Annotated in this window: 26 protein-coding genes and 1 pseudogene; 17 read left to right on the forward strand and 10 right to left on the reverse strand. The window is 74.5% G+C overall.

The window, feature by feature from the left end; all coding sequences use genetic code 11:
* Window positions 1–264: 264 nt before the first annotated feature.
* The 6 genes from OP18_RS07740 to OP18_RS07765 all read left to right on the forward strand — a co-directional run bounded on the left by OP18_RS07740 (window position 265) and on the right by OP18_RS07765 (window position 4,616).
* Window positions 265–462, forward strand: coding sequence for a hypothetical protein (locus OP18_RS07740; RefSeq protein ID WP_156089352.1), 198 nt, complete (start codon window positions 265–267; stop codon window positions 460–462).
* A 37-nt stretch (window positions 463–499) separates the two neighbouring features.
* A complete protein-coding gene (locus OP18_RS07745; protein ID WP_033358095.1) occupies window positions 500–1,078 on the forward strand; it encodes a MauE/DoxX family redox-associated membrane protein in 579 nt (192 codons plus the stop codon).
* On the forward strand, window positions 1,075–1,596 hold the full coding sequence (locus OP18_RS07750) for a TlpA family protein disulfide reductase (RefSeq protein WP_033358096.1): 522 nt from the start codon (window positions 1,075–1,077) through the stop codon (window positions 1,594–1,596). The genes OP18_RS07745 and OP18_RS07750 overlap by 4 nt, the downstream gene beginning before the upstream one ends.
* Window positions 1,597–1,699: 103 nt before the next feature.
* Window positions 1,700–3,511, forward strand: a complete 1,812-nt coding sequence (locus tag OP18_RS07755; protein WP_033358097.1) for an ABC transporter ATP-binding protein — start codon at window positions 1,700–1,702, stop codon at window positions 3,509–3,511.
* Window positions 3,512–3,522: 11 nt separating this feature from the next.
* Window positions 3,523–3,960, forward strand: coding sequence for a S26 family signal peptidase (locus tag OP18_RS07760; protein WP_162189753.1), 438 nt, complete (start codon window positions 3,523–3,525; stop codon window positions 3,958–3,960).
* A gap of 20 nt (window positions 3,961–3,980) precedes the next feature.
* Window positions 3,981–4,616, forward strand: coding sequence for a GNAT family protein (locus OP18_RS07765; RefSeq protein ID WP_033358098.1), 636 nt, complete (start codon window positions 3,981–3,983; stop codon window positions 4,614–4,616).
* A gap of 70 nt (window positions 4,617–4,686) precedes the next feature.
* Here OP18_RS07765 and OP18_RS07770 read toward each other — a convergent pair whose 3' ends face one another.
* The 5 genes from OP18_RS07770 to OP18_RS07790 all read right to left on the reverse strand — a co-directional run bounded on the left by OP18_RS07770 (window position 4,687) and on the right by OP18_RS07790 (window position 9,415).
* On the reverse strand, window positions 4,687–5,496 hold the full coding sequence (locus OP18_RS07770) for an NAD(P)H-binding protein (protein ID WP_033358099.1): 810 nt from the start codon (window positions 5,494–5,496) through the stop codon (window positions 4,687–4,689).
* A 40-nt stretch (window positions 5,497–5,536) separates the two neighbouring features.
* A complete protein-coding gene (locus OP18_RS07775; protein ID WP_052386356.1) occupies window positions 5,537–6,373 on the reverse strand; it encodes an NmrA family NAD(P)-binding protein in 837 nt (278 codons plus the stop codon).
* Window positions 6,374–6,405: 32 nt separating this feature from the next.
* On the reverse strand, window positions 6,406–7,905 hold the full coding sequence (locus OP18_RS07780) for a M1 family metallopeptidase (RefSeq protein WP_081970558.1): 1,500 nt from the start codon (window positions 7,903–7,905) through the stop codon (window positions 6,406–6,408).
* Window positions 7,906–8,141: 236 nt separating this feature from the next.
* Window positions 8,142–8,678 (reverse strand): P-loop nucleotide/nucleoside kinase family protein, encoded by a 537-nt coding sequence (locus OP18_RS07785; RefSeq protein ID WP_245635288.1) that lies wholly within the window; start codon window positions 8,676–8,678, stop codon window positions 8,142–8,144.
* A 104-nt stretch (window positions 8,679–8,782) separates the two neighbouring features.
* Window positions 8,783–9,415, reverse strand: a complete 633-nt coding sequence (locus OP18_RS07790; RefSeq protein WP_033358102.1) for a TetR/AcrR family transcriptional regulator — start codon at window positions 9,413–9,415, stop codon at window positions 8,783–8,785.
* A gap of 85 nt (window positions 9,416–9,500) precedes the next feature.
* Here OP18_RS07790 and OP18_RS07795 point away from each other — a divergent pair, with 85 nt between their 5' ends.
* Entirely contained in the window at window positions 9,501–10,547 is a 1,047-nt protein-coding gene (locus tag OP18_RS07795) for an aldo/keto reductase (RefSeq protein ID WP_033358231.1), read from the forward strand.
* 123 nt (window positions 10,548–10,670) lie between these two features.
* Window positions 10,671–11,483: a hypothetical protein gene (locus OP18_RS07800; RefSeq protein ID WP_245635289.1), complete on the forward strand. Its 813-nt coding sequence runs from the start codon at window positions 10,671–10,673 to the stop codon at window positions 11,481–11,483.
* Window positions 11,484–11,610: 127 nt separating this feature from the next.
* Here the strand turns inward: OP18_RS07800 and OP18_RS07805 are convergent, their stop codons facing one another.
* The 4 genes from OP18_RS07805 to OP18_RS07820 are packed head-to-tail and all read right to left on the reverse strand — an operon-like array spanning window position 11,611 to window position 14,688.
* The gene (locus OP18_RS07805; RefSeq protein WP_033358103.1) at window positions 11,611–12,255 is read right to left on the reverse strand and encodes an SRPBCC domain-containing protein; all 645 of its coding nucleotides are present in this window, start codon (window positions 12,253–12,255) and stop codon (window positions 11,611–11,613) included.
* A complete protein-coding gene (locus OP18_RS07810; RefSeq protein ID WP_033358104.1) occupies window positions 12,252–12,611 on the reverse strand; it encodes an ArsR/SmtB family transcription factor in 360 nt (119 codons plus the stop codon). Before OP18_RS07810 ends, OP18_RS07805 begins: the two co-directional genes overlap by 4 nt.
* Before the next feature lie 49 nt (window positions 12,612–12,660).
* Complete coding sequence (locus OP18_RS07815) at window positions 12,661–13,407, reverse strand: SDR family NAD(P)-dependent oxidoreductase (protein WP_033358105.1); 747 nt, start codon at window positions 13,405–13,407, stop codon at window positions 12,661–12,663.
* A gap of 21 nt (window positions 13,408–13,428) precedes the next feature.
* On the reverse strand, window positions 13,429–14,688 hold the full coding sequence (locus OP18_RS07820; RefSeq protein WP_052386357.1) for an EAL and HDOD domain-containing protein: 1,260 nt from the start codon (window positions 14,686–14,688) through the stop codon (window positions 13,429–13,431).
* Between the two features lie 177 nt (window positions 14,689–14,865).
* On the opposite strand from OP18_RS07820, the pseudogene OP18_RS54855 reads away from it, so the two are divergent.
* From OP18_RS54855 to OP18_RS07835, 3 genes and pseudogenes are all read left to right on the forward strand, one after another.
* Window positions 14,866–15,075, forward strand: a pseudogene (locus OP18_RS54855) (inorganic phosphate transporter); the annotation flags it as partial.
* A gap of 237 nt (window positions 15,076–15,312) precedes the next feature.
* On the forward strand, window positions 15,313–16,608 hold the full coding sequence (locus tag OP18_RS07830) for a phytase (protein WP_033358107.1): 1,296 nt from the start codon (window positions 15,313–15,315) through the stop codon (window positions 16,606–16,608).
* 73 nt (window positions 16,609–16,681) lie between these two features.
* A complete protein-coding gene (locus OP18_RS07835) occupies window positions 16,682–16,948 on the forward strand; it encodes a CDGSH iron-sulfur domain-containing protein (RefSeq protein ID WP_033358108.1) in 267 nt (88 codons plus the stop codon).
* On the opposite strand, the gene OP18_RS07840 is transcribed toward OP18_RS07835, so the two are convergent.
* Entirely contained in the window at window positions 16,867–17,916 is a 1,050-nt protein-coding gene (locus tag OP18_RS07840) for an iron-containing redox enzyme family protein (protein WP_052386358.1), read from the reverse strand. The two genes, OP18_RS07835 and OP18_RS07840, sit on opposite strands and share 82 nt — an antisense overlap.
* A 63-nt stretch (window positions 17,917–17,979) precedes the next feature.
* Between OP18_RS07840 and OP18_RS07845 the strand changes: the two genes are divergently transcribed.
* The 6 genes from OP18_RS07845 (at window position 17,980) to OP18_RS61775 (ending at window position 25,934) form a co-directional block, all read left to right on the forward strand.
* Window positions 17,980–18,936, forward strand: coding sequence for a methyltransferase (locus OP18_RS07845; RefSeq protein ID WP_052386359.1), 957 nt, complete (start codon window positions 17,980–17,982; stop codon window positions 18,934–18,936).
* Window positions 18,937–18,975: 39 nt separating this feature from the next.
* Entirely contained in the window at window positions 18,976–20,106 is a 1,131-nt protein-coding gene (locus OP18_RS07850) for a carboxylate-amine ligase (protein ID WP_052386360.1), read from the forward strand.
* Between the two features lie 18 nt (window positions 20,107–20,124).
* Entirely contained in the window at window positions 20,125–20,514 is a 390-nt protein-coding gene (pth2, locus tag OP18_RS07855) for a peptidyl-tRNA hydrolase Pth2 (protein ID WP_245635290.1), read from the forward strand.
* Between the two features lie 190 nt (window positions 20,515–20,704).
* A complete protein-coding gene (locus tag OP18_RS07860) occupies window positions 20,705–22,039 on the forward strand; it encodes an ABC transporter substrate-binding protein (protein ID WP_156089353.1) in 1,335 nt (444 codons plus the stop codon).
* Between the two features lie 10 nt (window positions 22,040–22,049).
* Entirely contained in the window at window positions 22,050–22,607 is a 558-nt protein-coding gene (locus tag OP18_RS07865) for a hypothetical protein (protein ID WP_033358109.1), read from the forward strand.
* Window positions 22,608–22,703: 96 nt separating this feature from the next.
* Window positions 22,704–25,934, forward strand: a complete 3,231-nt coding sequence (locus tag OP18_RS61775) for an Hsp70 family protein (protein ID WP_081970497.1) — start codon at window positions 22,704–22,706, stop codon at window positions 25,932–25,934.
* Window positions 25,935–25,939 lie beyond the last annotated feature (5 nt).

Below are 25,939 nucleotides of genomic sequence, written 5' to 3' on the forward strand. Positions count from 1 at the left end.
TGGTGCACGCCGCGGCGACCCCGGGCAGCAAGGGCTTCGCCGTGCCGGACACCGCGAAGGAGCTCGTCGACGCCTGAGCCGCATCACCACGACACAGCCTCGGGACCCGGGCCTCCACCAGGAGCGCCCGGGTTCCGGCGTGAGCGCCCCTTGGCGCGGCTTGAGCAATCCAGGTCCCGGACCGGTGGGAACGTTCCCATTGACAGCGCCGTGGCCAATCGATCACCCTGCCTATCGGTATTTCCCGATGGAAGGATGTCACCGATGGTTCAAGCCATGGGCCGGCTCGCCGACCGCGTGCTCGCGCGCCTCGCCCCGACGACGCAGGCCGACGCGGGATGCACGTACGAATGGGAGACGTGTTACTGCAAGGGCGGCCTGCGGTACCGCCGCAAGTGCATGTACGGCTGCTCGGGCGTGCCGAACCACTGCTACTCCTGCACGGTCACCGGCACGTGCTGAACCACACGACGGCCGGGCGCGCCGCGGCGGGCCACCGATGCCGGTGACCGCGGTCGCCGCCGGTGCGCTGGCCGTCGTGTTCGCGATGGCGGTCGCCGGGAAAGTTTCATCCCGGTCGTTCACCCGGTTCCGGCGCAGCGCGGCCGCGCTGTGGCCGGGACCGGGCCGCCCCGGCACCCGCACGGCGACCGCGCTCGCCGGCGCCGTGCTGCTCGCCGAGGCCGCCGTCACCGCCGCCCTGCTGTGGTGGCTGCTGCACCTGGCGACCGGCGCGGGACCCGCCCCGGCGGTGCGTCCCGCGTTCGGCGTCGCCGTGGCGCTGCTGGCCGCGTTCGCCGCCGCGCAGGTCGTCGCGCTGCGCCGGGGTCGTACCGTCACCTGCGCCTGCTTCGGCCGCGCCGACACCCCCGTCAGCCGCGTCGGCGTCGCCCGCAACGTGGCGCTCATCGCCCTCGGGGTGCTCGGCGCCGTCACCGCCGACCGCCCCGGCCCCACCGCCCTGTCCCTGGTCTGCGCGGTCGCCGGTGGCGTCGCCGGACCCATCGTCGCGTCGCTGGAGGACATCGTGTCGCTGTTCCGCATCCCGCAGGCACCAGCGAGGGGGACCGGCCGGTGAACACCGCCCTGCTCGTCGCGGTGCTGCTGCTCACCGCGCTGACCGTGTTCAACCTCGTCGTCGTCCTCGGTGTCGTCCGGCGGCTGCGGGCGTACGAGAACCGCCTCGGCGACCTGGCCGAGCCCCCGCCGGTGGCGACCGTGCGGATCGGCGAGCCCGTCGCCGACTTCGTGGCGTCCACTGTGGACGGGCAGGCGGTCGGGCGGGACTCGATCACCGGCCGCACCCTCGTCGGGTTCTTCTCCCCGGACTGCCCCGCCTGCCACGAGCGCCTCGGTGACTTCCGCACCGCCGCCGTGGGGCACCCGGGCGACGTGCTGGCGGTGGTCGTCGACGACGGCGGCGACACCGGCCCGGTCGTCGGCGCGTTCGCCGGCACCGGGGTCGCCGTCGTCGTGGAGGACCCCGAGGGGCCGGTCGCCCGCGCCTTCGGCGTCCGCGGCTTCCCCGCCTTCGTGCTCGTGCGGGACGGCGGGGTGGTCGAGTCCGTCGGCTATCAGGTGCCCGTGGCGGCGTGACCGACATGACGGGACGCGCCACCGCCGCCCTCGCGCCCGCCCGCCCGGCGGGCGCGGTGCCGGGGCGCACCATCGCCGCCCTCGCGTCCGCCGGGCGGGCGCGGTGACCGGCCGGGTCGCCGCCGCGCTCGCGCTCGCCTGGCGGGCGCGGCCCGCGCTGCTCGCCGGGTACGTGGCGGCCCGCCTGCTCGCCGGGGCCCTGCCGGCCGTCGCCGCCTGGCTCACGAAGGTCGCCATCGACCGGGTCGTGGCCGGCGGCGCGTCCGCGGCCGTGCTCCCGGTCGCCGGTGCCCTCGCCGCCGCCGGGCTGCTCGCCGCGCTCGGGCCGCCCGTGCTGCGCTACGCCCAGGCCGAGCTCGGCCGCGGCGTCGCCGTCATCGCCAAGGACCGGCTCTACGCCGCCGTCGGCAGGTTCACGCTGCTGCGGACGCTGGAGGACCCGGCGTTCCGGGACCGGCTGCGCCTCGCCGAACAGGCCGGCAACGGCGGGCCCGGGCAGGTCGTCGACAGCGTCCTGGGCGTCGCCCAGGCGGCGGTCACGCTCGCCGGCCTGGCCGGGGCGCTGGTCGCCGTGTCGCCGTGGCTCGCCGGCGGGCTCGTGGCCGCCGCCGTCCCCGCCCTCGTCGCCGAGCTGCGCCTCAGCCGCCGGCGGGCCGCGCTCACGTACACGCTGAGCCCGGCCGAACGGCGCGAGCTGTTCTACAGCGACCTGCTCACCGACCTCAGCGCCGCCAAGGAGATCCGGCTCTTCGGCGCCGGAGCGCTGCTGCGCCACCGGATGCTCGCCGAGCTGCGCACCGTCAACGCCGGGCACCGCCGCCTCGACCGCGCGGAGCTCGGCAGCCAGGTCGCGCTCGCGGCGCTGTCGGCGGTGCTCGCCGGGGCCGCGGTCATCTGGACGCTGGTCGCCGCGGCCGGCGGCACCCTCAGCGCCGGTGATGTCGGCGCCGTCGTCCTCGCCGTCGCCGGCGTGCAGGCGGCGCTGTCCGGCGGCGTGCAGCACCTGGCCCTCGCCCACCACGCGGGGCTGCTGTTCGACCACTACCGGGAGCTGCTCGCCGCCCCGGCCGACGAGCCGGCCGGTCCCACCGTTTCCGCCGGCGGACCGCGCGTCGGCGAATCCGGCATCGTCCTGGACGACGTGTGGTTCCGTTACGCCGAGGACCAGCCGTGGGTCCTGCGCGGTGTGACCGCCACCGTCGCGCCCGGCGCCGCCGTCGCCGTCGTCGGCGAGAACGGCTCCGGCAAGAGCACCCTGGTCAAGCTGCTGTGCCGCTTCTACGACCCGACCCGCGGCGCGATCCGCTGGGACGGCACCGACCTGCGCGACCTGCCCGCCGACGAGCTGCGCCGGCGGATCGCCGCGGTGTTCCAGGACTTCATGTCCTACGAGCTGACCGCCGCGGAGAACATCGCGCTCGGCGACGCCGACGGCCGCACCGACCTGGACACCGACCCGGCCCGGCTGGCCGAGCCGGCGCGCCGGGCCGGCATCCACGACACCCTGCTCGCCCTGCCCGGCGGGTACGACACGTTGCTGTCGCGCACGTTCGTCGACTACGACCGCCCCGACGGCGTGCTGCTGTCCGGCGGGCAGTGGCAGCGCCTCGCCCTCGCCCGGGCCCTGCTGCGCGGCCGGCGCGACCTGCTCATCCTCGACGAGCCCAGCTCCGGCCTGGACGCGGAGGCGGAGCACCGCATCCACCGTATGATCGCCGCCCACCGCGCCGGCCGCACCAGCGTCCTGATCTCGCACCGCCTCAACACCGTCCGCGACGCCGACCGCATCCTCGTCCTCGCCGGCGGCCGGATCGCCGAGACCGGGACCCACGAGGAGCTCATGGCCGCCGGCGGCCGTTACGCCGACCTGTTCCGGCTGCAGGCCAGCGGCTACCAGCTGGACCCCGCCTCATGATGTGGCTGACCGTGAGCGCCGTGCTCTGCGCCGCTGCCGCCTTCCTGGTGCGGCGCCGGTGGACGGTGGTCCGGGTCCGCGGCGGCAGCATGGAGCCGGCGCTGCACGACGGCGCGGTCCTGCTCGCCCGGCGCTGGACCGGCCGCCCGCCGTGCCGCGGCGACATCGTCGTGCTGCGCCGCCCGCCGGTCGTCGCCGTCCCGCCCGGCGCCACCCTCGTGCACCGCGCCCCCGGTGTCCCGCCGTGCCCGGGGGAGGGGTGGCTCATCAAACGCGTCGTCGCCGTGCCCGGCGACCCGGTGCCGCCCGGCGTGCCGAACACCGAACCGGGCCCCGTCCCGCAGGGCACCGTCATCGTGTACGGCGACCGCCCCGGCCTCGATTCCAGGCTCTTCGGCCCCGCCCCGATCGGCACCATCCACGCCACCGTCGTGCGGGCGCTGCGCTGAACACCCGATATACCTGAGCGGTGCACCTCGCCGACATCCTCGACGCGGCCGCGGCCGGCCGGTTCCCACCCGCCGACGGCGGCGTGACCGTCGTCGCGCAGCCCGCCCCGCGCGACGCGGGTGTGGTCGCGTTCACCGCACACTCGGTCGTGTTCACCGACGAGGACCCCGCGTGGGTCCACGCGACCCTCGCCGGCCTGGGCTGTGACCCCCTGGCCGCCGCGATGCACCCCAGGTTCCTCACCGCGCTGCTGGACCGTACCGGCCGGACGACCGACACCGTCGACCTGCTGACGGTCGCCCATTCGCTGCCCGGCGCCCCACCGGTGCCCCTGACCGAGGTCGGCGACCCGGAGCATCCACGCGTCCGCAGCGCCCTGCGCCGCCGCGACGACGTGCGCGTCTGGGCGGCCGACGGCGGCGTGCTCATCCTCGGCCGCGGCGTGGCCGGCCGCTGGGAGACGGCGATCGAGGTCGACGAGGCGTCCCGGCACCGTGGCCTGGGCCGCGCCCTGGCCACCGCCGCCCGCCATCTCGTGCCGGACGGCGGCCCGGTGTGGTCGCAGCAGGCGGCCGGCAACGCCCGCAGCATCCGCGCCTTCCAGGCCGCGGGATACCGCCCGGTCGCCTCCGAGGCGCTGCTCAGCCTGCCGTGACGCGTCGCGCGGTTGTTGATACCTAGTGTCCTAGGATGCCGTACGGGGTGTGCCGGGCGCCACCGCCGCCTCAGCCGAGGGCGGCGGCCACGGCGTCGCGCAGGGGTGTCGGCGGGCGGCCGAGGAGCGCCGCCAGGTCCGCCGTCTGCCGCTCCAGCAGCCCGGCCTTCGCCAGTTGCATCAGGAAGCCCAGGGGCGGCGCGACCGTGGTCTCGACGGGCTCGACCGGCCGGCCGGACAGCTCGCCCAGCACCGCCGCGAGGTCCTGGTACGTCCACAGTGGACCGGTGAGGTCGTAGGCCCGGCCGAGGTACTCGTCGCTGGTCAGTACCGTGGCGGCGGCGACGGCCAGATCGGCGCGCAGGGCGGTGTTGAGGCCGCGGCCGCCGGTGCCGTGGGTCACGGTGCCCGAGGTGACCGCGTCGCGGAGGCCGGGATTGACGAACGCCTCGGTGTAGAACGGGTGCCGCAGGATCGTGGCGGGCAGGCCGCTGCCGGCGAGCGCGCGCTCGGTGGCGTGGTGGGCGGCGTTCGGGCCGTCGCCGCCGCGGTCGGCGCCCAGGAAGCTGGTGTAGGCGAAGGCCCGCACGCCGGCGTCCACGGCCGCGTCGATCGCCGCCCGGTGCTGGCGGACGCGCACCTCGGTGTCCAGCACAGGGGAGGAGATGAGCAGCAGCCGTTCGGCGCCGCGCAGCGCGTCGCGCAGCGACGCGGGGTCGTCGTAGTCGCCGCGGCGGACGAGGGCGCCGCGGGCGGCCAGGTCCGCGGCCCGGCCGGGGTCGCGGACGGCGGCGACCACCGGCCGGTCCGGGTGGCGGGTCAGCAGCTGCTCGACGACGATCCGGCCGAGGGCGCCGGAGGCGGCGGTGACAACGATCATGGGGCCAGGCAACAGCGGTCCGCCGGACCGCGCCAGCGATTTACCAGACGCCGGTGGCCGCGGTCCGCTCGGCGTAGCCGGCGAAGTCGCGCGGCTCCCGGCCCAGGACGGCCCGCACGTCGCCGGTGGTGTACGCGTTGCGCCCGTCCAGGACCGTGGTGAACAGGTACATGAGCAGCGGCGCCACCTCGGCCGGCAGCCCGGCGGCGTAGTCCTGCGCCGGCACCCGCACGAACCTGACGTCCCGCCCGGTCGCGGCGGCGATCTCGGCGACGGCGCCGGCGAACGTGAGCAGCCGCGGCCCGGTCAGCTCGTAGACCCGCCCCTGATGCCCGTCCCCGGTCAGCGCCGCCACCGCCACGTCGGCGATGTCCTCGGCGTCCACGAACGGCTCCGGCACGTCGGCGACCGGCAGCGCGACCTCGCCGCCGGCGACCGCGTCGCGCAGGTAGTCCTCGGAGAAGTTCTGGTTGAACCAGCTGCAGCGCAGCACCGTCCACTCGACCCCGGCGTCGCGCACGACCGCCTCGCACGCCGCGGCCTCCTCCTCGCCGCGCCCGGACAGCAGCACCAGCCGGCCGACCCCGGCGGCCACCGCCTGGCGGGCGAACGCGGCGATGTCCTCCTGCGCCCCGGGCACGGCCAGGTCGGGGTGGTAGGAGACGTACACGCCGCGGACACCGTGCAGCGCGGGCGCCCAGGTCGCCCGGTCGGACCAGTCGAAGGGCAGCGGCGCGGTGCGGGATCCGACGCGGACCGGGACGCCGGCGTCCCGCAGCCGGTGCACGACGCGACGGCCGGTCTTGCCGGTGCCGCCGAGGACCAGGATCTCGTTCGTCATGCGTTCATTGCAGTCCACGCCGCTGAGACGTTCCATAGCCGAGACGCGCGGGCGCATACGCGGTCGTCTCAGCGGCGGGCGCGGCAGCCGGCGTGGGGGACGGTGGCGCAGGCGGCTGGTGGTGCCGCGGCCGCGCGGACGCCCGGTGGCAGCGGGTCGGGGTTCGGTGGCTTCGCGGCGCCGGTGAGCCAGGCGGCGAAGAACGCGGCCAGGTCCTGCCCCGACTCGTGCTCGGCGAGGGCGACGAAGTCCGGCGTCGAGGCGTTGCCGTGGCGGTACGTGGCAGTCCAGGTCCGCATGGTGCGCCAGAACGCGGCCTCGCCGATACGCAGCCGCAGGGCGTGCAGGGTCATCGCGCCTCGCTGGTACACCGAGACGACGAAGGGGGAGTCGGCGGCGGGGTCGTACGGGGGCGGGTTCCAGAACAGGTCGTCGACCGGGGTGTCGTAGAACTGGTTGAACTGCTCCCGCACCGTCATGAACCCGTCGTGCTCGCCCCACAGCCACTCGGCGTAGGTGGCGAAGCCCTCGTTGAGCCACAGGTCGCGCCAGTACCGCACGGACACGCTGTCGCCGAACCACTGGTGGGCCAGCTCGTGGGCGACTATGCCGTCGTCGAACGGGTTGGGGCCGTCGGCGAAGAAGCCGGCCGGGTAGATCGGCCGGGTCTGGGTCTCCAGGGCGAACAGCAGCGGGTCGTGCTTGTCGACGATGGCGCCGTTGGCCTCGAACGGGTACGGCCCGAACAGCGTCTCCAGGTAGTCGGTGATCTCGTCGGTGCGGCCGACCGCGTCGTCGGCGAGGGTCGGCGGCAGCGTCTCGTCGACGGCGATGATGGTCTGCCGGCCGTCGTGCGGGTGCTGGTCGAGGCGCCACCGGCCGATCGCGATGGTGCTCAGGTAGCTGGCCATCGGGCTGGTCGACGCCCACCGCCACGTGGTCCAGCCGGCGCGGGTCGTCGAGCCGCGCGGGATGCCGTTGCTCAGTGCGGTCAGCCCGGCCGGTACCGTGATCGCGACGGTGTACGTGGCCTTGTCCCGCGGGTGCTCGTTCACCGGGAACCAGGACGCCCCGGACTGCGGCTCACCCGCGACGAGCGCCCCGTCGGCGGTCGGCATGAACAGCGACTCGAGTGGGATCTCCGGGATGCGGAACGTGCGCGGCACCCCGCCGTAGCGCACGGCGACCACGAACGGCCGCCCGGCCGGCAGCCCGCGCGCCGGCGTGACGACGAGCTCGTCGCCGTCCCGGGCCCAGGTGGCGGGCCGCCCGTCGACGGTGACCCCGGTGACGGTCAGGTCCATGAGGTCGAGGTTGAACCGGGACAGGGACTGCGTGGCGGTGGCCGTGATCGTGGCGTGCCCGTCGAGGTGACGGGTGTCGGGCTGGTACCGCACCGCGAGGTCGTAGTGGCGCACGTCGTACCCGCCGTTGCCGGCGGTCGGGTACTGCGGGTCGCCGATGCCGGCGGACCCGGGTGTGAACGGCCCGCCGGTCGCGGTGGCCGCGGTGGCGGGTGCGGCGGGCAGCAGCAACGCGAGTGCCAGGGCCATGGACAATGCGCGCATCGAGTCCCCCGATCGGTCGAAGCGGTCCACAAGGACCGTCGTCCCGTGGGCCGGCCCGCGCAACGCCGGGTGGGGATCTGTGCACCTGCGGGGGTTTGTCGTACCGGTGGGCAACCGGGCACCCGTTTCGCCGGTCCCGCCGCGCTCGCTCGCCCCGTCCCACCGCATCACGGCACCGACGGCATCACTTCGCGGCCATGCCGATGCGCGGTCGTGGCAGCGCCGTGAGGAGCAGGTCAGGAGACCGATGGCGGCCAGCGGTATCCGCGCCACTGGTCCCACGTCGCGAATCCAGCCGGTGGGTCACCGATGGGTTCGCTGCCGTCGAGTTCGCCGGGAGTCGGTATCTCGATTCTGGCCGCCCATTCGGCGAGTTCCTCGTCGGACATGAGCCAGGTCGTGTGTGGCGCTCGGGCCTGGCGCTGGTCACGCCGTCTGCGCTGTTCGGCCGGCGTGAGCTCGAAGTACCGCATCTGCACCGTCGCACCCCGGTCGGCTGCTGCCTGCCGCAGGGCGGAGCGCTCATCGCGACTCCAGAGGCCGAAGTCGATGACGACATTGTTGCCCAGTTCGAGGGCACGCAGCCCGATGTCGATGAGCCGTCCTTCGATCACGTCCCCGGCCGATGGTGGATTCTCGGGCCCGAAGAGCGCCTTCACCCATTCGTCCTTCGTGAGACGCAGCGCTTCCTGCTCGATCTCGATACGTTGAGCGGCGGTGGTCTTTCCGGTACAGGGGAGTCCTACCGTCAGAAACAGCGTCGGTCGCCGCATCATCGCTCCTTCCGGCCGGACAGAACGCCTCACCATCGCCGACAGCCGTGCGTCCCGCAAATCTCGCGCGGCAACCGGGGTACGGGTTGAAGCTGCACGGCTGGTCAGGTGTGTGACGCGTTGGTGGTGTTCCTCCGGTATGTTCCTGCGCGGGCGGCGGCGACGGCGGCGTTGGCCGCGCGGTCCGCGGCGGCGTTGTCGAGGTCTTCGCCGGTGACGAGGAACCGGTAGTACAGCGGCGCGGAGACGGCTCGGATGACCTCCTGGGGGTCGGTGTCGGCGGGGAGTTCGCCGCGGGCGACGGCCTGCTCGACGCAGGGTGCCCATTCGTTGATGCGGGTGTCGTAGAAGCGGCGCAACGCCTGCGCGGTCCGGGTGTCGCCGGTGGCGGCGGCGATGATCGCTTTGAACAGCGCGCCCTGGCGCTGGTCGGTGAGGGTGCGCTGGACCAGTTGGGCGTTGGCGGTCAGGTCGCCGAGCAGCGTGCCGGTGTCGGCGCGCGGCAAGGACTGCTCGGCCATGTCCAGCAGCAGATCGGTCACCAGATTGGCCACCGTGCCCCAGCGGCGGTAGACGGTGGTCTTGCCCACGTCGGCGCGGCGGGCGACGTCGGCCAGGTCGAGTTGGGCGATGCCTCCTTCGGCCAGTGCGTCGCCGGCGGCGCGCAGGACCGCGGCGCGGACCCGGGCGGTGCGACCGCCGGGCCGGACGGTGCCGGGTTCAACGGGATCGGTCATAACGGGTCTCCAGTTCCATTAATGCACCGCCGCGTGCTAGCGTCGAGCTAACGGAACGACAGTACCGTTAACGAGGGAGATGTTCATGGAGTACAGGCGGTTGGGAGCGTCCGGGCTCACCGTGCCGGCACTGAGCTTCGGTGCCGGCACATTCGCCGGGCAGGGCCCCCTCTTCGGGGCGTGGGGCAGTACCGATGCCCAAGAGGCACGCCGGCTCGTGGACATCTGCCTGGACGCGGGCGTCACGCTGTTCGACACCGCCGACGTCTACTCCGACGGCGGGTCAGAACGCGTCCTCGGACAGGCGATCAAGGGCCGCCGGGACCGGGTGCTGGTGTCCACCAAGACCGGCCTGCCGACAGGCGAAGGCCCCGGCGACGCGGGCACCTCGCGCGCCCGGCTGATCCGCGCCTGCGAGGGCGCGCTCCGCCGGCTCGGCACCGACTACATCGACCTGCTGCAACTGCACGCGTTCGACGCCGGCACCCCGATCGACGAGGTCCTGTCCACCTTGGACGACCTCGTCAGGGCCGGCAAGGTGCGCTATGTCGGAGTCTCCAACTTCTCCGGTTGGCAGCTGATGAAATCCCTCGCGACCGCGCGGCATCATGGATGGCCCCGGTACATCGCGCATCAGGTGTACTACTCCCTCGTCGGCCGGGACTACGAATGGGAGCTCATGCCGCTCGGCCTCGACCAGGGCGTCGGCGCGCTGGTGTGGAGCCCTCTGGGCTGGGGCAGGCTCACCGGACGCGTCCGGCGCGGCCAACCATTGCCCGCCGGCAGCCGACTGCACCAGACGGCCGACTTCGGCCCACCGGTGACCGACGAGCACCTGTTCGACGTCGTCGACGCGCTCGACACGATCGCGCAGGAGACCGGCCGGACCATCCCACAGGTGGCCATCAACTGGCTGCTGCGGCAACCGACGGTTTCCTCGGTCATCATCGGCGCCCGCAACGAACGCCAGCTCCGCGACAACCTCGACGCGGTCGGCTGGAGCCTGACACCGCAGCAACTCGCGTACCTCGACACTGCCAGCAGCCGCACCGCACCGTACCCGTACTTTCCGTACTACCGGCAAGCCGGATTCGCGCGGCTCAACCCGCCGCCGACACCCCGGGCCGCGTAGCCCGCGCCGCCTGATACGCCGCGGCGACCGCCCAACCAGCACCGGACCCGAAGGCGCACATGACACGCGGGATGCCCATGGGCGTCCGGTGGCTCGTGGCGTGTGGTGAACTGGGGTGTGCAGATGCGTCCCGCGGAATTGGCGGCGATCCGTGCCGGTGACGTCGACGTGGCGTTCCGGCGGTGGGAGCGGCCCCGGGTCAGGGTCGGCACCCGGATGCGGACCGCGGTCGGGCTGGTCGAGATCACGTCCGTGGACCGGGTGCCGGTGCGGTCGCTGACCGCCGCGGACGCCCGCCGGGCCGGCGCGCCGTCGCTGGTCGCGCTCCGGGAAGGGCTGGACCGCGTGCATCCGGAGCGTCCGGTGTACCGGATCGGGCTGCGGTACGCGGGCGTGGACCCACGGCACGGGCTGCGGGAATCGGTGCCCGACGCCGCCGAGATCGAGGCGATCGTCGGGTGGCTCGACCGGCTCGACCGTGCCTCGCCGACCGGGCCCTGGACCCGGCAGACGCTGCTGCTGATCGACGAGCTGCCGGCCACCCGGGCGCCCGACCTCGCGCAACGCGTGGGCCGCGACACCCCGTCGTTCAAGCAGAACGTGCGCAAGCTCAAGGAGCGCGGCCTGACCGAGTCGCTGGACATCGGGTACCGGCTCTCGCCGCGCGGCGCCGCCGTCCTGGACCACGAGGGTCATTCCCGGCCGGGCAGGGACCGGCCGGCACCCGAGCCGGGCATCGCGCTGCCCCACCTCGGCGCACCCGCGACCCGTGCGCTCACCGCACTCGGCGTGGTCCGGCTCGAACAGGTCGCCGGCCTCAGCGAGCGCGAGGTGCTGGCACTGCACGGCGTCGGGCCCTACGCCCTGCGACACCTCCGGGCCGCGCTGGACGCGGCCGGGCTGAGCTTCCGCGACGATCCAGGCGTATCGCCGTAGATGCGCGCCGTTCCAGCAGCGTGAGTGCTCCGTCCCACGCCGCGAACGACGCGGCGTGCGGTGACCGGCCGTCAACCGCCGCACCGGGGTGCCGGCCGGCGCCGCAGGACGACCGCGTGGGGCGTCCTCAGGAAGCGGGCGGGGCGAAGTGCTGGACGCCGAACGCGATCGCCGCGGCGATGTCGTCGTCGCCGGTGCCCCAGGCGGCCTGGATGGCCGTGCCCCAGGCGTGGCAGCTGCGGGTGGCGAAGTCCTTGATTTCCGGGGCGTCCTCCCAGCCGGCCGGGTCGAGGTCGGCGCCGTGCAGGTGCAGGTCCAGGCCGAGCAGCGCGAGGTCCCAGCCGCCGCCGATGCCGATGGTGCCGCCGGGGCCGTACTGGCGCACGAGCTCGTCGACGATTTCGGCGGGCGAGGAGTGCTCCAGCTCCAGCACGGTGGTGTCGTCGGGGCCGGCGGTCAGGCGCAGCTCGACCTCGGTGTCCATGCCGCCGCCGAAGGACCAGGTCACCGCGAGCAGGTGCGGCGCCTCGCAGCGCAGGACGCGGCCGCCGGCGTTGTCCTTGAGCTGGAAGGTGCCGCCGAGGCGCAGGTCGCCGTCGACCTGGCCGAGCCACCGGCCGAGGCGGACCGGGTCGGTGCAGGCGTCCCACACGTCGTCGATCGTGGCGTCGTACGTGCGCCGCAGCAGCAGCGAACGTCCCGCGCCGGTGCTGACGGGGTGGGTGCCGACCGCGCGGTGCACGGCGTTGATCTGGTTGACGATGTCGATCACGGGTGTGGTCCTTCCTGTGTGGACGGTGGGGTGCGCGGCGTGCGCCGGCCGCGGGCCAGCTCGGTGCCGAGGGCGTCCAGCCGCTGGGACCAGAACCCGCGGAAGCGCTCCAGCCACGCGTCGACCTCCTGCAGCGGCGCGGCGTCGACGGCGTAGAGGCGCCGGGTGCCGTCGGCGCGCACGGTCGCGAACCCGGACTCGCGCAGCACCTTCAGGTGTTGCGACACCGCCGGCTGGGAGATGCCGAACTCGGCCCGCACGGTCTCGCTGACCGCGCCGGCGGTCTGCTCGCCGTCAGCGAGCAGCTCCAGGATGCGGCGCCGTACGGGGTCGCCGAGCACGTCGAACGCATGCACCGCACGACAATGTCACCCGTGCCTTATATAAGTCAAGCCTGAAATAGGCTCAGTCGATGGTGTGACCGCCGTTGACGGTGATGCGCTCGCCGGTGACGAACGACGCGGCGTCCGACAGCAGCCAGCGCACCGCCTCCGCGACGTCCCCGGGACGGCCGATGCGGCCCAGCGGCACGTCGGCGGTGTACTGCTCGACGGCGTCGGCCGGCACCCCGGCGTGCCGCTCGACCGGGATCCAGCCGGGGGCGACGGCGTTGACGGTGACGCCGTGCGGCCCGAGCTCGCGGGCCCAGGTGCGGACCAGGCCGACCTGGGCGGCCTTCGCCGCCACGTACGCCGACCAGCCGGGCAGCGCCCGGTCGAGCATGTCGGAGCCGATCAGCACCACCCGGCCGGAGCCCGCGGCGCGCATCGCCGGCAGCGCCGCGCGCACCAGCAGTGTGGGGCTCTTGACGAAGAACAGCAGCTGGCCGAGGTGGTCGTCCCAGGTGAGGTCCTCGACGGCGACCTCCGGCTGCGGGCCGGTGGCGTTGGCGACCAGCGCCGTGACCGGGCCGAGCCGGTCGCCGACCGCGGCGACCAGCGTCTCGACGCCCACCTCGTCGGTGACGTCGGCCTCGAACGCCTCGGCGGTGCCGCCCGCGGCGCGGATGTCCGCGACGACCGCCGCGGCCGCCCCGGCGCCGTGGCGGTAGTTGACCGCGACCGCCCAGCCGGACCCGGCGAGGGTCCGTGCGATCGCCGCGCCGAGGCCGCGTGACGCGCCGGTGACCAGTACCACTCCTGCATCGGGCATGGTGCGGGACGGTAGCACCCGCTACACGCCGGCGGTCAGCTCGGCGAGGGTGGCGTTGGTGGCGCGGACCGCGGACAGGTAGGCCATGGCCATGTCGGCGGTGTCGACCGACTGCTGTGCGGGCAGCGCGCCGGCCGGCGGCATCTCCGCCGACGGTGTCATGTACGCGCGGGCGGTGGCCAGCACGTCGCCGAGCGGGCCGCGGCCGGTGGTGAGGGCGTCGACCAGCGACGGGTCCAGGGGCAGGTCCTGCAGCATCCGGTCGGCGGGCTCGTCGAACAGGTCGGCGATCGCCGACAGCAGCCCGCCGATATAGGCCACGTCGCCGGGCACGCCCACGCCGCCGGCGAGGAACTGGGCGAAGCGGGCCCGCACCAGCACGCCGCTGAGCTGCTCAGGATCGGACTCGGTGAGGTCGGCGACCAGCATCAGGGTCACCCACTGGCGGATGCGGTTGAGCCCGAGCGTGACGACGGTGTCGCGGATCGACGACACGGTGCGGTTGAGGCCGGTCGCGGCGGCGTTGGTGGCGCGCAGCAGCCGCAGGCTGAGCGCGGCGTCCTGGCCGACCAGGTCGACGACCTCGTCCATGTCCACGTCCTCGGCGCTGAGCGCCTGCAGCATCCGCAGCCGGGTCAGCCGCGCCGGGGCGAGGGTCAGCGTCGAGTTGACGTGCGGGCGGCCCAGCACGTCGCCCTGGAAGAGCTCGAAGCCCAGCCGGTACGCCAGGTGCAGCGCCTCCGGCGTCTCGAGGCGCTCGGCGATCAGCCGCAGGTGCCCGTGCCGGCGGCACTCGGCGACGGCGGCACGGACCTCCGGCTCGGTCGCGTGCAGCATGTCGATCTTCACATAGGTGGCGAGGGGCAGCAGCGGCTCGTGGCCGCCGCCGAGCGTGAAGCGGTCCAGCGCGACGGTGTAGCCCTGCTCGACGAGCTCGGTGACGCCGGCGACGACGGCGTCGTCGACCATGGTCGTCTCGAGGATCTCCAGCACGGCGTGGTTGCCGTCGAACGGCAGCGGCAGCCGGCCGGTGAGGAAGTCGCGGGTCAGGTTGACGAAGCACACCCGGCCGCCGGCCAGCTCCTGCAGGCCGAACTCGGTGAACGCGGCGACCAGCACCCGGGCCGTGGCCTGCGAGTCGCTGCGGTCGGCGCCGGACGCGGTGGCCCTGGCCCGGAACAGCAGCTCCTCGGCGACCATCACGCCCTCGCGGTCGTAGATGGGCTGCCGGGCGACATGCACGACGTGACCGTTCTCGGGTGCCTCCGCTTGCTCGCTCACCAGGCCATGATCGCGCGTAAACCGGGCTAATGGTGCTGAATCGCCTATATACCCTCGGCGGCGGGACCGGGTGCCCGCCGCGGACCTTGGCGACCCGCAAATGACCAGCTCATGACATGTCGGCGAACTTCCGCGACCGCCCCTGCCGAGCGGTGGCCGGCCGCCGCCGGCGTGACGATCCGGACCCTCGGCAAGGGCCTCGTGGAGATCGCCCCGCCCCAGGGCCTCGCCGCGGAGTCCGCGTCCGCGGCGGTCATCCTGTCCTCCAGCCACCTCGGCTTCGCGCTGTCCACCACGCACGTGGCCGCCGGCTCGATCCTCGGCAGCGGCGTCGGGCGGCCCGGCGCCCTGGTGCGCTGGGCGGGACCTCGCCGCGCAGTCGCAGCGCAGCGCCGACCCCATCAGCACCGACGACATCGAGACATGATCAACGGCGCGGTGCTGCAGCCGGCCTCCGCCGAGGACGTCGCCCGGGTGTCCGCGTACCTCGCCGCCGGCGGCTGGCCGCTGGCCGACCCGCCGCCGGAGTGAAGCACCACCGTCGACGCCGCCGTCCGCCTCGCGTACACCGGGTGCTGCATCCGCGTTCGCCTGGCGGACGGCGGCGCACCATAGCGTCGGCCGATGCGACGACTCCTGACGCTCACCGCGGTGGCCGTGCCGCTGCTGCTCGCCCCGGCGGCCGCCGACGCCGCACCCTCCCCGTCGACCGCCTCCACCGCACCGCCGTCGGGCCTGCGGACCGTCACCCCGGTCCTGGAGACCCCGCCCCTGTACGACGACGCGGAAGGCGGCGACGCGGACGCCGACGACCCGGCCATCTGGGTCAACGAGCGCGACCGCGGCGCCAGCCGGGTGATCGCCACCGCCAAGAACGGCGGCCTGCGCGTGTACGACCTGGCCGGCCGGGAGCGGCAGGCGATCGCCACGCCGCCGGCGCCCGGGCCGCAGGACGCCGCCGGGCGGTTCAACAACGTCGACCTCGTGCACGGGTTCCGGCTCGGCGGCCGCGGCGCCGACCTCGCCGTCGTCACCGACCGGGGCCGCGACCAGCTGCGCTTCTACCGCATCGACCCGGCCGGCGGGCCGCTCACCGACGTGACCGCCCCGGGCGTGCCGTTCGCGTTCAGCGCGGGCCAGGCCGAGGTCAACGACCAGCGCACCGCGTACGGGCTGGCGACCTACCAGGACTTCGACGGCACCTGGTACGCCGTGGTGAGCCGCCGCAGCACCAGCGAGGTCGGGCTGTTCCGGCTCGTCGCCGCCGGCGCCACGGTCACCTACCAGCGCGTCGACCGGCTCAGCCTGCCCTCGACGTTCCGGCTGCCGGACGGCTCGTCGTGGTCACCGTGCGCCGACCCCGGCGACGGCCCTCAGGTCGAGGGCAGCGTCGTGGACCCGGTGACCCGGGTCGCGTACCTGGCGCAGGAGACCGTCGGCCTGTGGCGGGTCCCGGTGTGGGGCGGCCGGTTCCGCGGCGCCCCGCAGTCGGTGGAGCGCACCCGCGAGTTCGGCGTCCCGGCCCACTTCGACGAGGCCGAGGACGACTGCGTCGTGGACTACGCCAGCGACCCCGGCTACGGCGGCCGCATCGCCGCGGACGTCGAGGGCCTCACCATCCTGCCCACCGGCACCCTCAACGGCACGCTGCTCGTGTCGAGCCAGGGCGACAACACGTTCTTCACCTACGACCGGCTGACGCTGCGCCCGACCGGCCGGTTCGCGGTCGTCGACGGCGCCCGCGCCGACGGCTCCCAGGCGTGCGACGGCGCGGCCGTGGTCGCCACCGCCCTGCCCGGCTTCCCCGGCGGGCTGCTCGTCGTGCACGACGGCGAGAACACCCCGGTCGTCGGCGACCGGGAGAGCACCAACTTCAAGTTCCTCGACGCCGGGTTCCTGCGCGGCGGCCGGCGCGCCTAGCGTGCCGCGGCCGGACCGTGCCCGGGCACGGTCCGGCCGTTTGCCTCGCCCGTGGAGGGGCAACCCACAGGGCATGGACGATCCCGCCGCCTCCGTCACCGTGTGCGAGGACGGGCCGCTGCTGCTGCGCGGCCAGTTCACGCTGCTCACCCAGGACGGCGAGGAGGTCGACCCCGGCCGCCGCACCGTCGCGCTGTGCCGCTGCGGCCGGTCCGCGATCAAACCGTTCTGCGACGGCACCCACAAGATGGTCGGCTTTCAGGCCCCCAGCGCCCCCACCGGCGAGCGCCCGTTGAGCGGCGCGTCGGCCTCGCCGCCGGCGCCGCGCAGCGACGACTGACCCGCCCGCCAGCGGTCCAGCACGTACCCGGCGAACCGGCCGTCCAGCTCCAGCGCGCACGCCGCGCCGAACAGCACCGTCGCGCCCTGCCGCGGCTCCTGCCCGCAGAACCCGCCGCACAGGTCGTACGCGGCGATCTGCTCGTGCACCGCGTCGGCCTCCACGTGCTCGTCGTAGAAGCGGGTCGCGGCCGCGTCACCACCGAGGCGGCGCAGGCCGTTGCCGTACCGCCGGTTCGGCAGCGACGAGGTCATCTCGAACACCGCCAGCTGCCCCAGGATCGCGCCGCGCAGCCGGCGGTGCAGCCCGAACAGCGACATCAGGTTGTTCGTGGCGAGGGTCACCGCCGGGACCACGTCGAGATACGCGCCGTAGCTGTCGTCCAGGTCGAGCTTTCGCATGGTGGCGCGGAACAGCTCGGCGTGCATTCGCTCGGCCCGGCCACCGCCGTACTCGTCGGACTGGATCTCCACCAGTGCGGCCTTCACCCGGCCGGCCAGCCGCGGGATCGCCCACGTGTGCGGGTCCGCCTCCCGCTGGTGGTAGATCGAGCGGTGGATGACGAACTCGCGGAACTGCTCGATCGTCGCCCGGCTGGTCAGGAACTTCGACAGCGACGGGCTGTCGTCCGCGTCGACCAGCGCGGTGAGCGCGTGCGGCACCTCCTGCGGGGGCGGCGGCGCCTGTACCGGCACCATCGCGCGCAACGCCTCCTCGAAGCGCTCCTCGGCGGCGTGGCGCAACGACAGCAGCGACGGCTGCCACTCCCACCGCTCGTCGACCCCGTCGAAGCCGCGGTAGTGCAGCTCATAGCAGATGTGCAGGCTCAGCTGCAGATCCTCGTCGGTGCACGCGTCGCCGGTGGTGGACAGCTCCCGCCAGGTGCCGGCGGGCAGGTCACGCGGCGGCCCCGACAGCATCGCGGTCAGCGTGTCGGAGACGGGTCCTCGGGCAAGGGGCAGGCGCATGGCCGTTCGTATTCCCTCGTCCGGGGCCGGTTAAGCAGGATCTTCGAGGGGAAGCGGGGGGCTATGACCTCACTCGCCGACGCACCCGTCCGTGCCGACACCGCGCTGCTGCGCCTCGGTGACGCCCTCAAGGACGCCGGCTACGCGTTCACCGCCGTCACCCCGGCGACCTACGAGCGGGTCAACGGCCGCCCCGGCAACGCCCGCGGCCGCGCACTGCGCGACGTGCTCGGCTGGAGCCGCCCGTTCGGCCCCGGCGACCTGCCCGACCGGTTCGTGACCCTGCTGGACGAAGCCGGCGTGCTGCACCGCGACGGCGACCTGTGGCGCGCCACCGTGCGCTGCTCCAGCTACGACGGCGGGCTGTTCTTCCACTCCGCATACCCGCCGAACGCGCCGGACGCGGTGTTCTTCGGCCCCGACACGTACCGCACCGCCGACGCCGTCGCCGGGCACCTGCGGACCCAGGACCGGCCGCCGCGGCGCGCCGTGGACATCGGCACCGGCAGCGGCGCCGTGGCCGTCACCGTCGCCAGGCACGCCCCGCACGCCGAGGTCCTCGCCGTCGACATCAATCCCGCCGCGCTGCGCTTCGCCGCCGTCAACGCCACCCTCGCCGGCTGCGGCGACCGGGTCCGCGCCGTGCGCAGCGACCTGCTCAGCGCCGTGGACGGCACCTTCGACCTCATTGTGTCCAACCCGCCGTTCATGATCGACCCGGACCGGCGCCCGTACCGGCACGGCGGCGGCGAACACGGCCACGACCTGCCGCTCGCCGTGCTCGACACCGCGGTCCAGCGCCTCACGCCGGGCGGCTCGCTCGTGCTGTTCAGCGGCACCGGCATCGTCGACGGGCACGACCCGCTGCTCGCCGCGGCCGACGAGCGGCTCGCCGGCACCGACCTGCGGTGGAGCTACCGCGAGGTCGACCCGGACGTGTACAGCGAGAACCTCGACGACTCCTACGCCCACGCCGAGCGCATCGCCGTCGCCGTGCTGACCGCCACGCGCGCCGCCTGACCCCGCCGCCGGTTTCCTCCGTCCTCGAAAGGCGCGTCGATGTCGCTGACCGCGTCCAGCCCTGCCGAAATCGCCGGCGTCCTCGCCGGGCAGACCCCGACCGTCGGCGTCGAAGAGGAGTTCCTGCTCCTGGACGAGCGCACCTGGCACAACGCGCCCGTCGCCGACGCCGCCCGGGACGCGCTCGCGCCCGCGGTCCGCGAACAGACCCGCGTCGAGTTCCGCCGCAGCATGATGGAGATGGTCACGCCCGTCTGCGGCACCCTGCCGCAGCTGCGCGAGCACCTCACCGCGAACCGGGCCGCGGCCGCCGCGGCCGCGCGGACCGCCGGCGCCCGGCTCGTCGCGGTCGCCGCCACCCCGGTCGCCGAACCGGACCGCACCGTCGAGGACACGCCCCGCTTCCACGCCATCTCCCGCCACTACGGCCCGATCGCGCACGACCCGGCACTGTGCGGCTGCCACATCCACGTCGGTGTCGCCGACCCAGAGGTCGCCGTGCAGGTCTGCAACCACCTGCGGCCGTGGCTGCCGCTCATCCAGGCGATGACCGCCAACTCGGTGTTCCACGCCGGCGCCGACACCCACCACGCGAGCTGGCGCAGCATCCAGCTGGAACGCTGGCCGAGCCTGGCCCCGGCGCCCTACCTCACCTCGGTCGCCCACTACGAACGCACCGTCGCCGAGCTCGTCGGCAGCGGCGTCATGCTGGACGACTCCATGGTCCTGTGGTGGGTCCGACCGTCGAAGCGGTACCCGACCGTCGAGATCCGCGTCGCCGACGTCTGCCCCACCGCCGCCGACGCCGTCCTCGTCGCCGGGCTCGTGCGGGCCCTCGTCACCACCGTCCTGGACGACATCGCCGCCGGCCGCCCCGCGGTGCGCCCACCGGAGCACCTGCTGCGTGCCGCCCACTGGAACGCCGCGCACCAGGGCCTCGCCGGCACCCTCATGGACCTGCGCGGCCGCCGGGCCGTCCCGGCCTGGGACATGGTCGACCTGCTCGCCGACACCGTCGCCCCGGCCCTGCACCGCCACGGCGACCACGCCCTCGTCACCGCCGAGCTGGCCCGCCTGCGCACGGAGGGCACCGGCGCCGACCGCCAGCGCCGCGCCGGTGACCTGCCCGCGGCGATGCGCTCACTCGCCGACCTGACCGTCCGCGCCTGACCGCTACCATCCCTGCTCGTGAACAGCCCCGCGAACGGCCCGGTGAACAGCCTCGGGAACACCGAGCCGAAGATGGTCCTCGTCGTACGTACCGACCTCGGCATGGGCAAGGGCAAGATCGCCGCCCAGGTGGCCCACGCCGCGGTCGCCGCCGTCCTGCAGGGGCCGCACGGCACCGTGTTCACCACCTGGCTGCGCGCCGGCCAACCGAAGGTCGTGCTCAAGGTCACCGGCGAGGCCGCCCTCACCGACCTGTGCGCCCGCGCCACCGACGCCGGCCTGCCCGTCCAGGTCATCCACGACGCCGGCCGCACCCAGGTCGCCGCCGGCACCGCCACCTGCTGCGCCATCGGCCCCGCCGTCCCCGCCGACATCGACCCGGTCACCGCCGCCCTGAGCCTGCTGTGACCGACCGGGAAGCGACAACACCAAACAGTGGTCAATTCACTAATTGACTTCTGCTAATGCGGCAGGTGAATATTCGAAATCGTCGCGGGCTTACCGCAATTTTTCCTCAAGGTCCGTGGTGCGCACTCGGGAGCGCGGTAGCGGTTGCTTATGGTTCGCGAGGCCAATTCGCGGACGAAAGGCAGATGTCGTGGGATCCAGCACCCGGATGGTCGTGGCCCTGGGCGCGGTGGCCGCCATCGCCGCCGGCTGCGGCACGACCTCGGCCGCCGACGCCGGCCGGCCGCTCGTGGTGCGGCTGTACGGATCCGACGCGAACATGTCCAGCTCACTCAAGGACAAGCTCACCGACGCGCCAGGGCTGCTGGCCGGCATGACCGGGACCTCGCCGCTGCTGGAGCTGTCCGAGGCGTTCCAGCAGCGGCTGCGCGGCGTCGACCCGACGCTGGCCGACTACGGCTACGCCGCCGAGGCGTACGACGCGGTCATGCTCGCCGCCCTCGCCGCCGAGTCGGCGCGCACCACCGTGCCGACCACGGTCGCGAAGTACGTCGTGGCCGCCTCGACCTCCGGCGCCGTCTGCGAGTCGGCCGCCGCCTGCCTGCAGCTGGCCAAGGCCGGCAAGGACTTCGCCTACCGCGGCGTGTCGATGCGCCGCAGCGGCCTCAACGACAAGGGTGAGCCGTCCTCGGCCTCCTACGGCACGCTGCACTTCGGCCGGGACAACACCATCAACACCAACCTGACCGAGTACATCGGCGCCGGCGACGAGTCGCTCGCCTCCACCGCGCCGGCCCCGCCGTTCACCGCGTACCCGGCGCCCGGCGCCGGCAAGCGGCCGCCCGCGCTGAAGGTCGGCGGGCTCATGCCGCACACCGGCCGGCTCGCCTTCCGCAGCCCGCCCCGCTTCGCCGCCGCCAAGCTCGCCGTCGCCGACGTCAACGCCGCCGGCGGTGTGCTCGGCCAGCCGGTCGAGTGGGTCGACGGCGACGACGGCACCGACCCGTTCGTCGCCGCCGCCACCGTCGACCGGTTCGTCAACCTCGGCGTGCAGGTCATCATCGGCGCGTCCTCCTCCAGCGTGACGAAGGCGGTCATCCCGAAGATCGCCGCGGCCGGCCGGATCCTCATCTCCCCGTCGTCCACATCGGACGAGCTGAGCGCCGTGCCCGACAACGGCCTGTTCTTCCGCACCGCCCCGGCCGACACCCTGCAGGCCCGCGCGCTCACCGACGTCATCATGCGCGACGGCATGCGCAAGGTGACCATCCTGGCCCGCGAGGACGCCTACGGACTCGGGCTGCAGAAGAACGTGAAGGCGAACCTGGTCGCGTCCGGCATGCCCGAGGCCGCGGTCGACCTCGTGACCTACTCGACCAGCAGCGAGAACTTCTCGGGTCTCGCCGCGCGGGTGCGGTCCAACGCCCCCGACGCGGTGCTCATCCTCGGCTATGACGAGACCGCGCTCATCGTCAAGGCCCTGTACGCCCAGAAGATCGGCACCGCCGCCGCGCTCGGCCTCTAGAATCCCCGGTATGGCGGGTGGATTCGACTGGAACGGCTTCGAGCGGGCGGTCACCGACGCGGTCGTGGGCGCCGTCCGCGCCGCCGTGCGGGAGCGGCCGGCGCGGCAGCCGTGCACGGTCGCGGCCCTCGGCGAGATCCACCGCGAGCCCGGCGGCGTGATCGCGATGCCACGCCTCGCGATGACCACCGTCGACGCGCTGCCCGGGCACCCGGCCGGAGACCCGGACTGGCTGCCGGAGCACGCCGGCTGGCAGCGGGCGCTCACCGGGTTCGCGTGCCGCGCCGGCCTGCCCGAGTGGCACGACGCCTTCCAGCGGTACCTGACGGCACTGACCCAGGCGGGCCGGTCCTCGCGCCGGCAGCTGCGCGACGTGCGGGCCGTCGACGCGGACTTCGTGGTGCTCGTGCTCGACGACGAGCACCGCGAGACGCTGCTGCGAAGGGTCCTGCCGGCCCCGGAGCTGCACCGGCTGTTCCCCGACCTCGACCGGCGCCACGCCGCGGCGGCGCCCTCGTCCATCGCGCACCTCGGCCCCACCGGCGCACTGGTCGACGCCCGGCGCTGACGATCCCGTCCCCGTGCCCGCCGGGTCGGCCCGTCGCGGCGTATCGGTGGCTGTTCGTACGGTGACCGCTGCTGCGCCGGGCACTACCTTGTGCGCATGCGCGTAGATGCGGTGCGGCTCGGCATCGACTTCGGCACGTCGAGCACGGTCGCCGTCGTCGGCCAACCCGACGGCCAGGTCCGGCCCCTGCTGTTCGGCGAGACACCCATCCTGCCGTCCGCGGTGTGCCTGGACCTGCGGGCGCCCGACGCCGGCTTCCTCGTCGGCCGGGACGCGATCCACGCCGGCCGGGCCCACCCCGACGCGTTCGAGCCCAACCCGAAGCTGCGCGTCGACGACGGCTCCGTGCTGCTCGGCCCGGCCGAGCTGCCGGTCACCACGCTGATCGGGGCGGTGCTGCGCCGGGTCGGCGCCGAGGCCGAGCGGGTCGCCGGCGCCCCCGTCGGCGAGGTCACCCTCACGTACCCGGCCTCATGGGGGCCCCGGCGGCGATCCGTGCTGCAGGAGGCGGCGCGGCTGGCCGGGCTGGGGGAGCCGGCCATGGTCGCGGAGCCGGTCGCCGCCGCCGCGTACTTCGTCGACGCCCTCGGCCACGCCGTGCCCGTGGGGCAGTGCGTCGTGGTGTACGACTTCGGCGCCGGCACGTTCGACGCCTCGGTCGTCGGCCGGACCGGCGACGGCTACACCGTGCTGGCCGAGGAGGGCCTGCGCGACGCCGGCGGCCTGGACATCGACAACGCCGTCGTCGCGTACTTCGGCGCGACGTACGGCGTGGCCAACGGCGACCTCTGGCGGCGCCTCACCCACCCGGAGACCCCGGCGGACCGGCGGGCCTCCCGGCACTTCTGGGACGACGTGCGCACCGGCAAGGAGATGCTCTCCCGCTCCTCGTCGACGTCGATCTTCCTGCCGCTGGTGGAGACCGACGCGCTGCTCGGCCGGGAGCAGCTGGAGCACCTCGCCCGGCCGCTGCTGGACCGTACCGTCGCCGCGACCGTCGCCGCGATCCGCGCCGCCCAGGTCGACGCCTCCCGCATCGCCGGGGTGTTCCTCGTCGGCGGCTCCAGCCGCATCCCCCTGGCCGCGACGCTGCTGCACCGGGCGCTCGGCATCGCACCGACGATCATCGAGCAGCCCGAGCTGATCGTGGCGGGCGGGAGCCTGATCGCCTCGGCGACCGCGCCCGCCCCACTGCCCGCAGCGGGGCCGGTGTCGGCGTCGGTCCCCGTGTCGCCGGGCGTGCCCGTGTCTCCGGCGGTCCCCGTGTCGCCGCCGGTGTCCGGGACGGTGGGCGTGTCGCCGGCCGTGCCCGGGGTGGGCGTGGCGCCGGCCGTGCCCGTGTCTCCGGCGGCGCCGATGCCGGCCGGTCCGGTGTCGGCCGATCCGGTGTCGCCGGCTGTGGCGGTGCCCGCGGACCCCGTGCCGGCCGCCGCCGCGTCGCCCGCCGCATTGTCGATGCCGGGCGCTCCGGAAACCGCCCAGGCGCCCATGTACACGCTGCCGTCGTCCAACGTGCCGTCGACGTTCGAGCAGCCGGTGCCGCCGGCGCCGTGGGAGCAGACGCCGGCGGGCCCGTTCGCCGCCGCGCCGACGAGCGCGGCTCCCGGCAGCGCCGTGCCGACCAGCGCCGCGCCGGTGTCGCCCGCCGTGAGTGCCTTCCCCGTGTCGCCGGCCGCCGCACAGATCCCCGCCGCCCCGGACGCCTCCTGGCCCGGCGCCGTGGACGCCGCCTGGCCGCCGGCCGCGCCGCCCACCTCCGACGCCTCCTGGCCGGCCGAGCCGCCGGCGTGGTCCGCGGCGCCGCCCACCGCACCGTCCGGCGCGGCGCCGGTCGACCTCCTCGCCGGGCCGCGTGCCGCGACCGTCGTGCGGGGCGCCGGGATCGCCGTCGCGGTGACCGCGATGCTGCGGTTCCTGCTGACGTTCGGCGACGCCGGGCCGTCGTCGTTCGTGCGGCACGACGGGTATGAGCTGGTCTTCGACTACCTCGCCCTGGCCGCGCTCGTCGCCCTGGGCGGCTGGGCGGCCGTCCGCCCCGCGCGGTCGCGGCCCGCCCTGGCGGTCATCGCCGGGCTGACCCCATGGGCGGCGCTGCCGATCGTCGGCGATCTCGTCTCGATCGCCCGGTACTTCGACTGGACCGACGAGTACGCGCTGATGACGCCGGTGCTCGCCGGGCAGCTCCTCGCGCTGGTCGTGGTCGCGGGGCTGGCCGCCCTGGCGGCGCTCGGCGGCCGTGGCGCGGGACGGCTGCTGCCGCTCGGGCTCGGCGCCGTCGCGCTGTGGACGCCCGCCGCCGCGCTGCTGTGGCTCGTGTCCAACTCCACCGAGGTGATCGGCTCGGCGCAGGTGATCCGCATCGGGGTCGCCGTCGCGGTCGGCAGCACCGTCGTGTATGCGGCGGCCGGCTCGCGGGCGTGGGCGGGCTGGACCGTCGGCGCCTGGATCGGCGGCGCGCTGCTGTGGATGGCCGCGGCCGGCATCAGCGACCGCGGCGAGGACATGCAGGTCCTGCCGGCGCTGCTGATGATCGTGCTGCTCGCGGTGGCCGCCGTGCTGCTGGTGGTGCGGCTGCGCAAAGGCGGTGGCACCGGCGGAGGCGCCGAGGTGCGCCCCGCCCGGCTGGCGAAGGGGCCGGCCGCCGTCGCGCTCGCCGCCGCCGGGATCGCCGCCGCCGGATTCGTGCTCATCGTGTACTGGCAGGTCGAGTCGTGGTCGTACCAGGTCGAGCCGTACTACGTCGCGCAGATGTTCTTCTTCGAGGCGTCGTTCCTGGCGCTGCTCGGCGGGGTGCTGCTGCTCGCGGTCCGGCGCAGCGCGGGAACGGCCGCGTACTGCGTCGGTGCCGCCGCCGGGCCGCTCAGCCTGTTCGGCAGCCCGGACCAGATGAGCGGCATGAGCTGGTGGTTCATCTCCGGGCTGGTCTCGTTCGCCGTGTCGACCCTGGTCCTGGCGGTGGTGCTGCTGCGCGCCGCGCCGACCCGGCTTTCATGGCCGACGCTCGCCGCCGCCGGCTGCCTGGTGCTGCTGGCGTGGGCCACGAGCACCGACGTGTACGACGACGACGCCGACCTGTGGCCGCGGGCCCTGCTCTGGATCGCGATCCCGGCCGTGGTGCTGTGGAAGGGCGGCGCGGTCACCGCCGGCACGCTGCTCGGCCTCGCCGCCGGCACGCTCGGCCTGCAGTTCTACACCGTCCACGACCAGATCCACGACGGCTCCGCCCTGCTGCTGGGCGCCGCGTTGCTCGCCACGCTGGCGACCGGGCTGCTCACGCTCCGGTCGGTCCCGGAAGGGGAGCCGGTCGCCCCGGGCCAACCCCGCTGAGCCGC

This window comes from Dactylosporangium aurantiacum (genome assembly GCF_000716715.1).
Taxonomy (GTDB): domain Bacteria; phylum Actinomycetota; class Actinomycetes; order Mycobacteriales; family Micromonosporaceae; genus Dactylosporangium; species Dactylosporangium aurantiacum.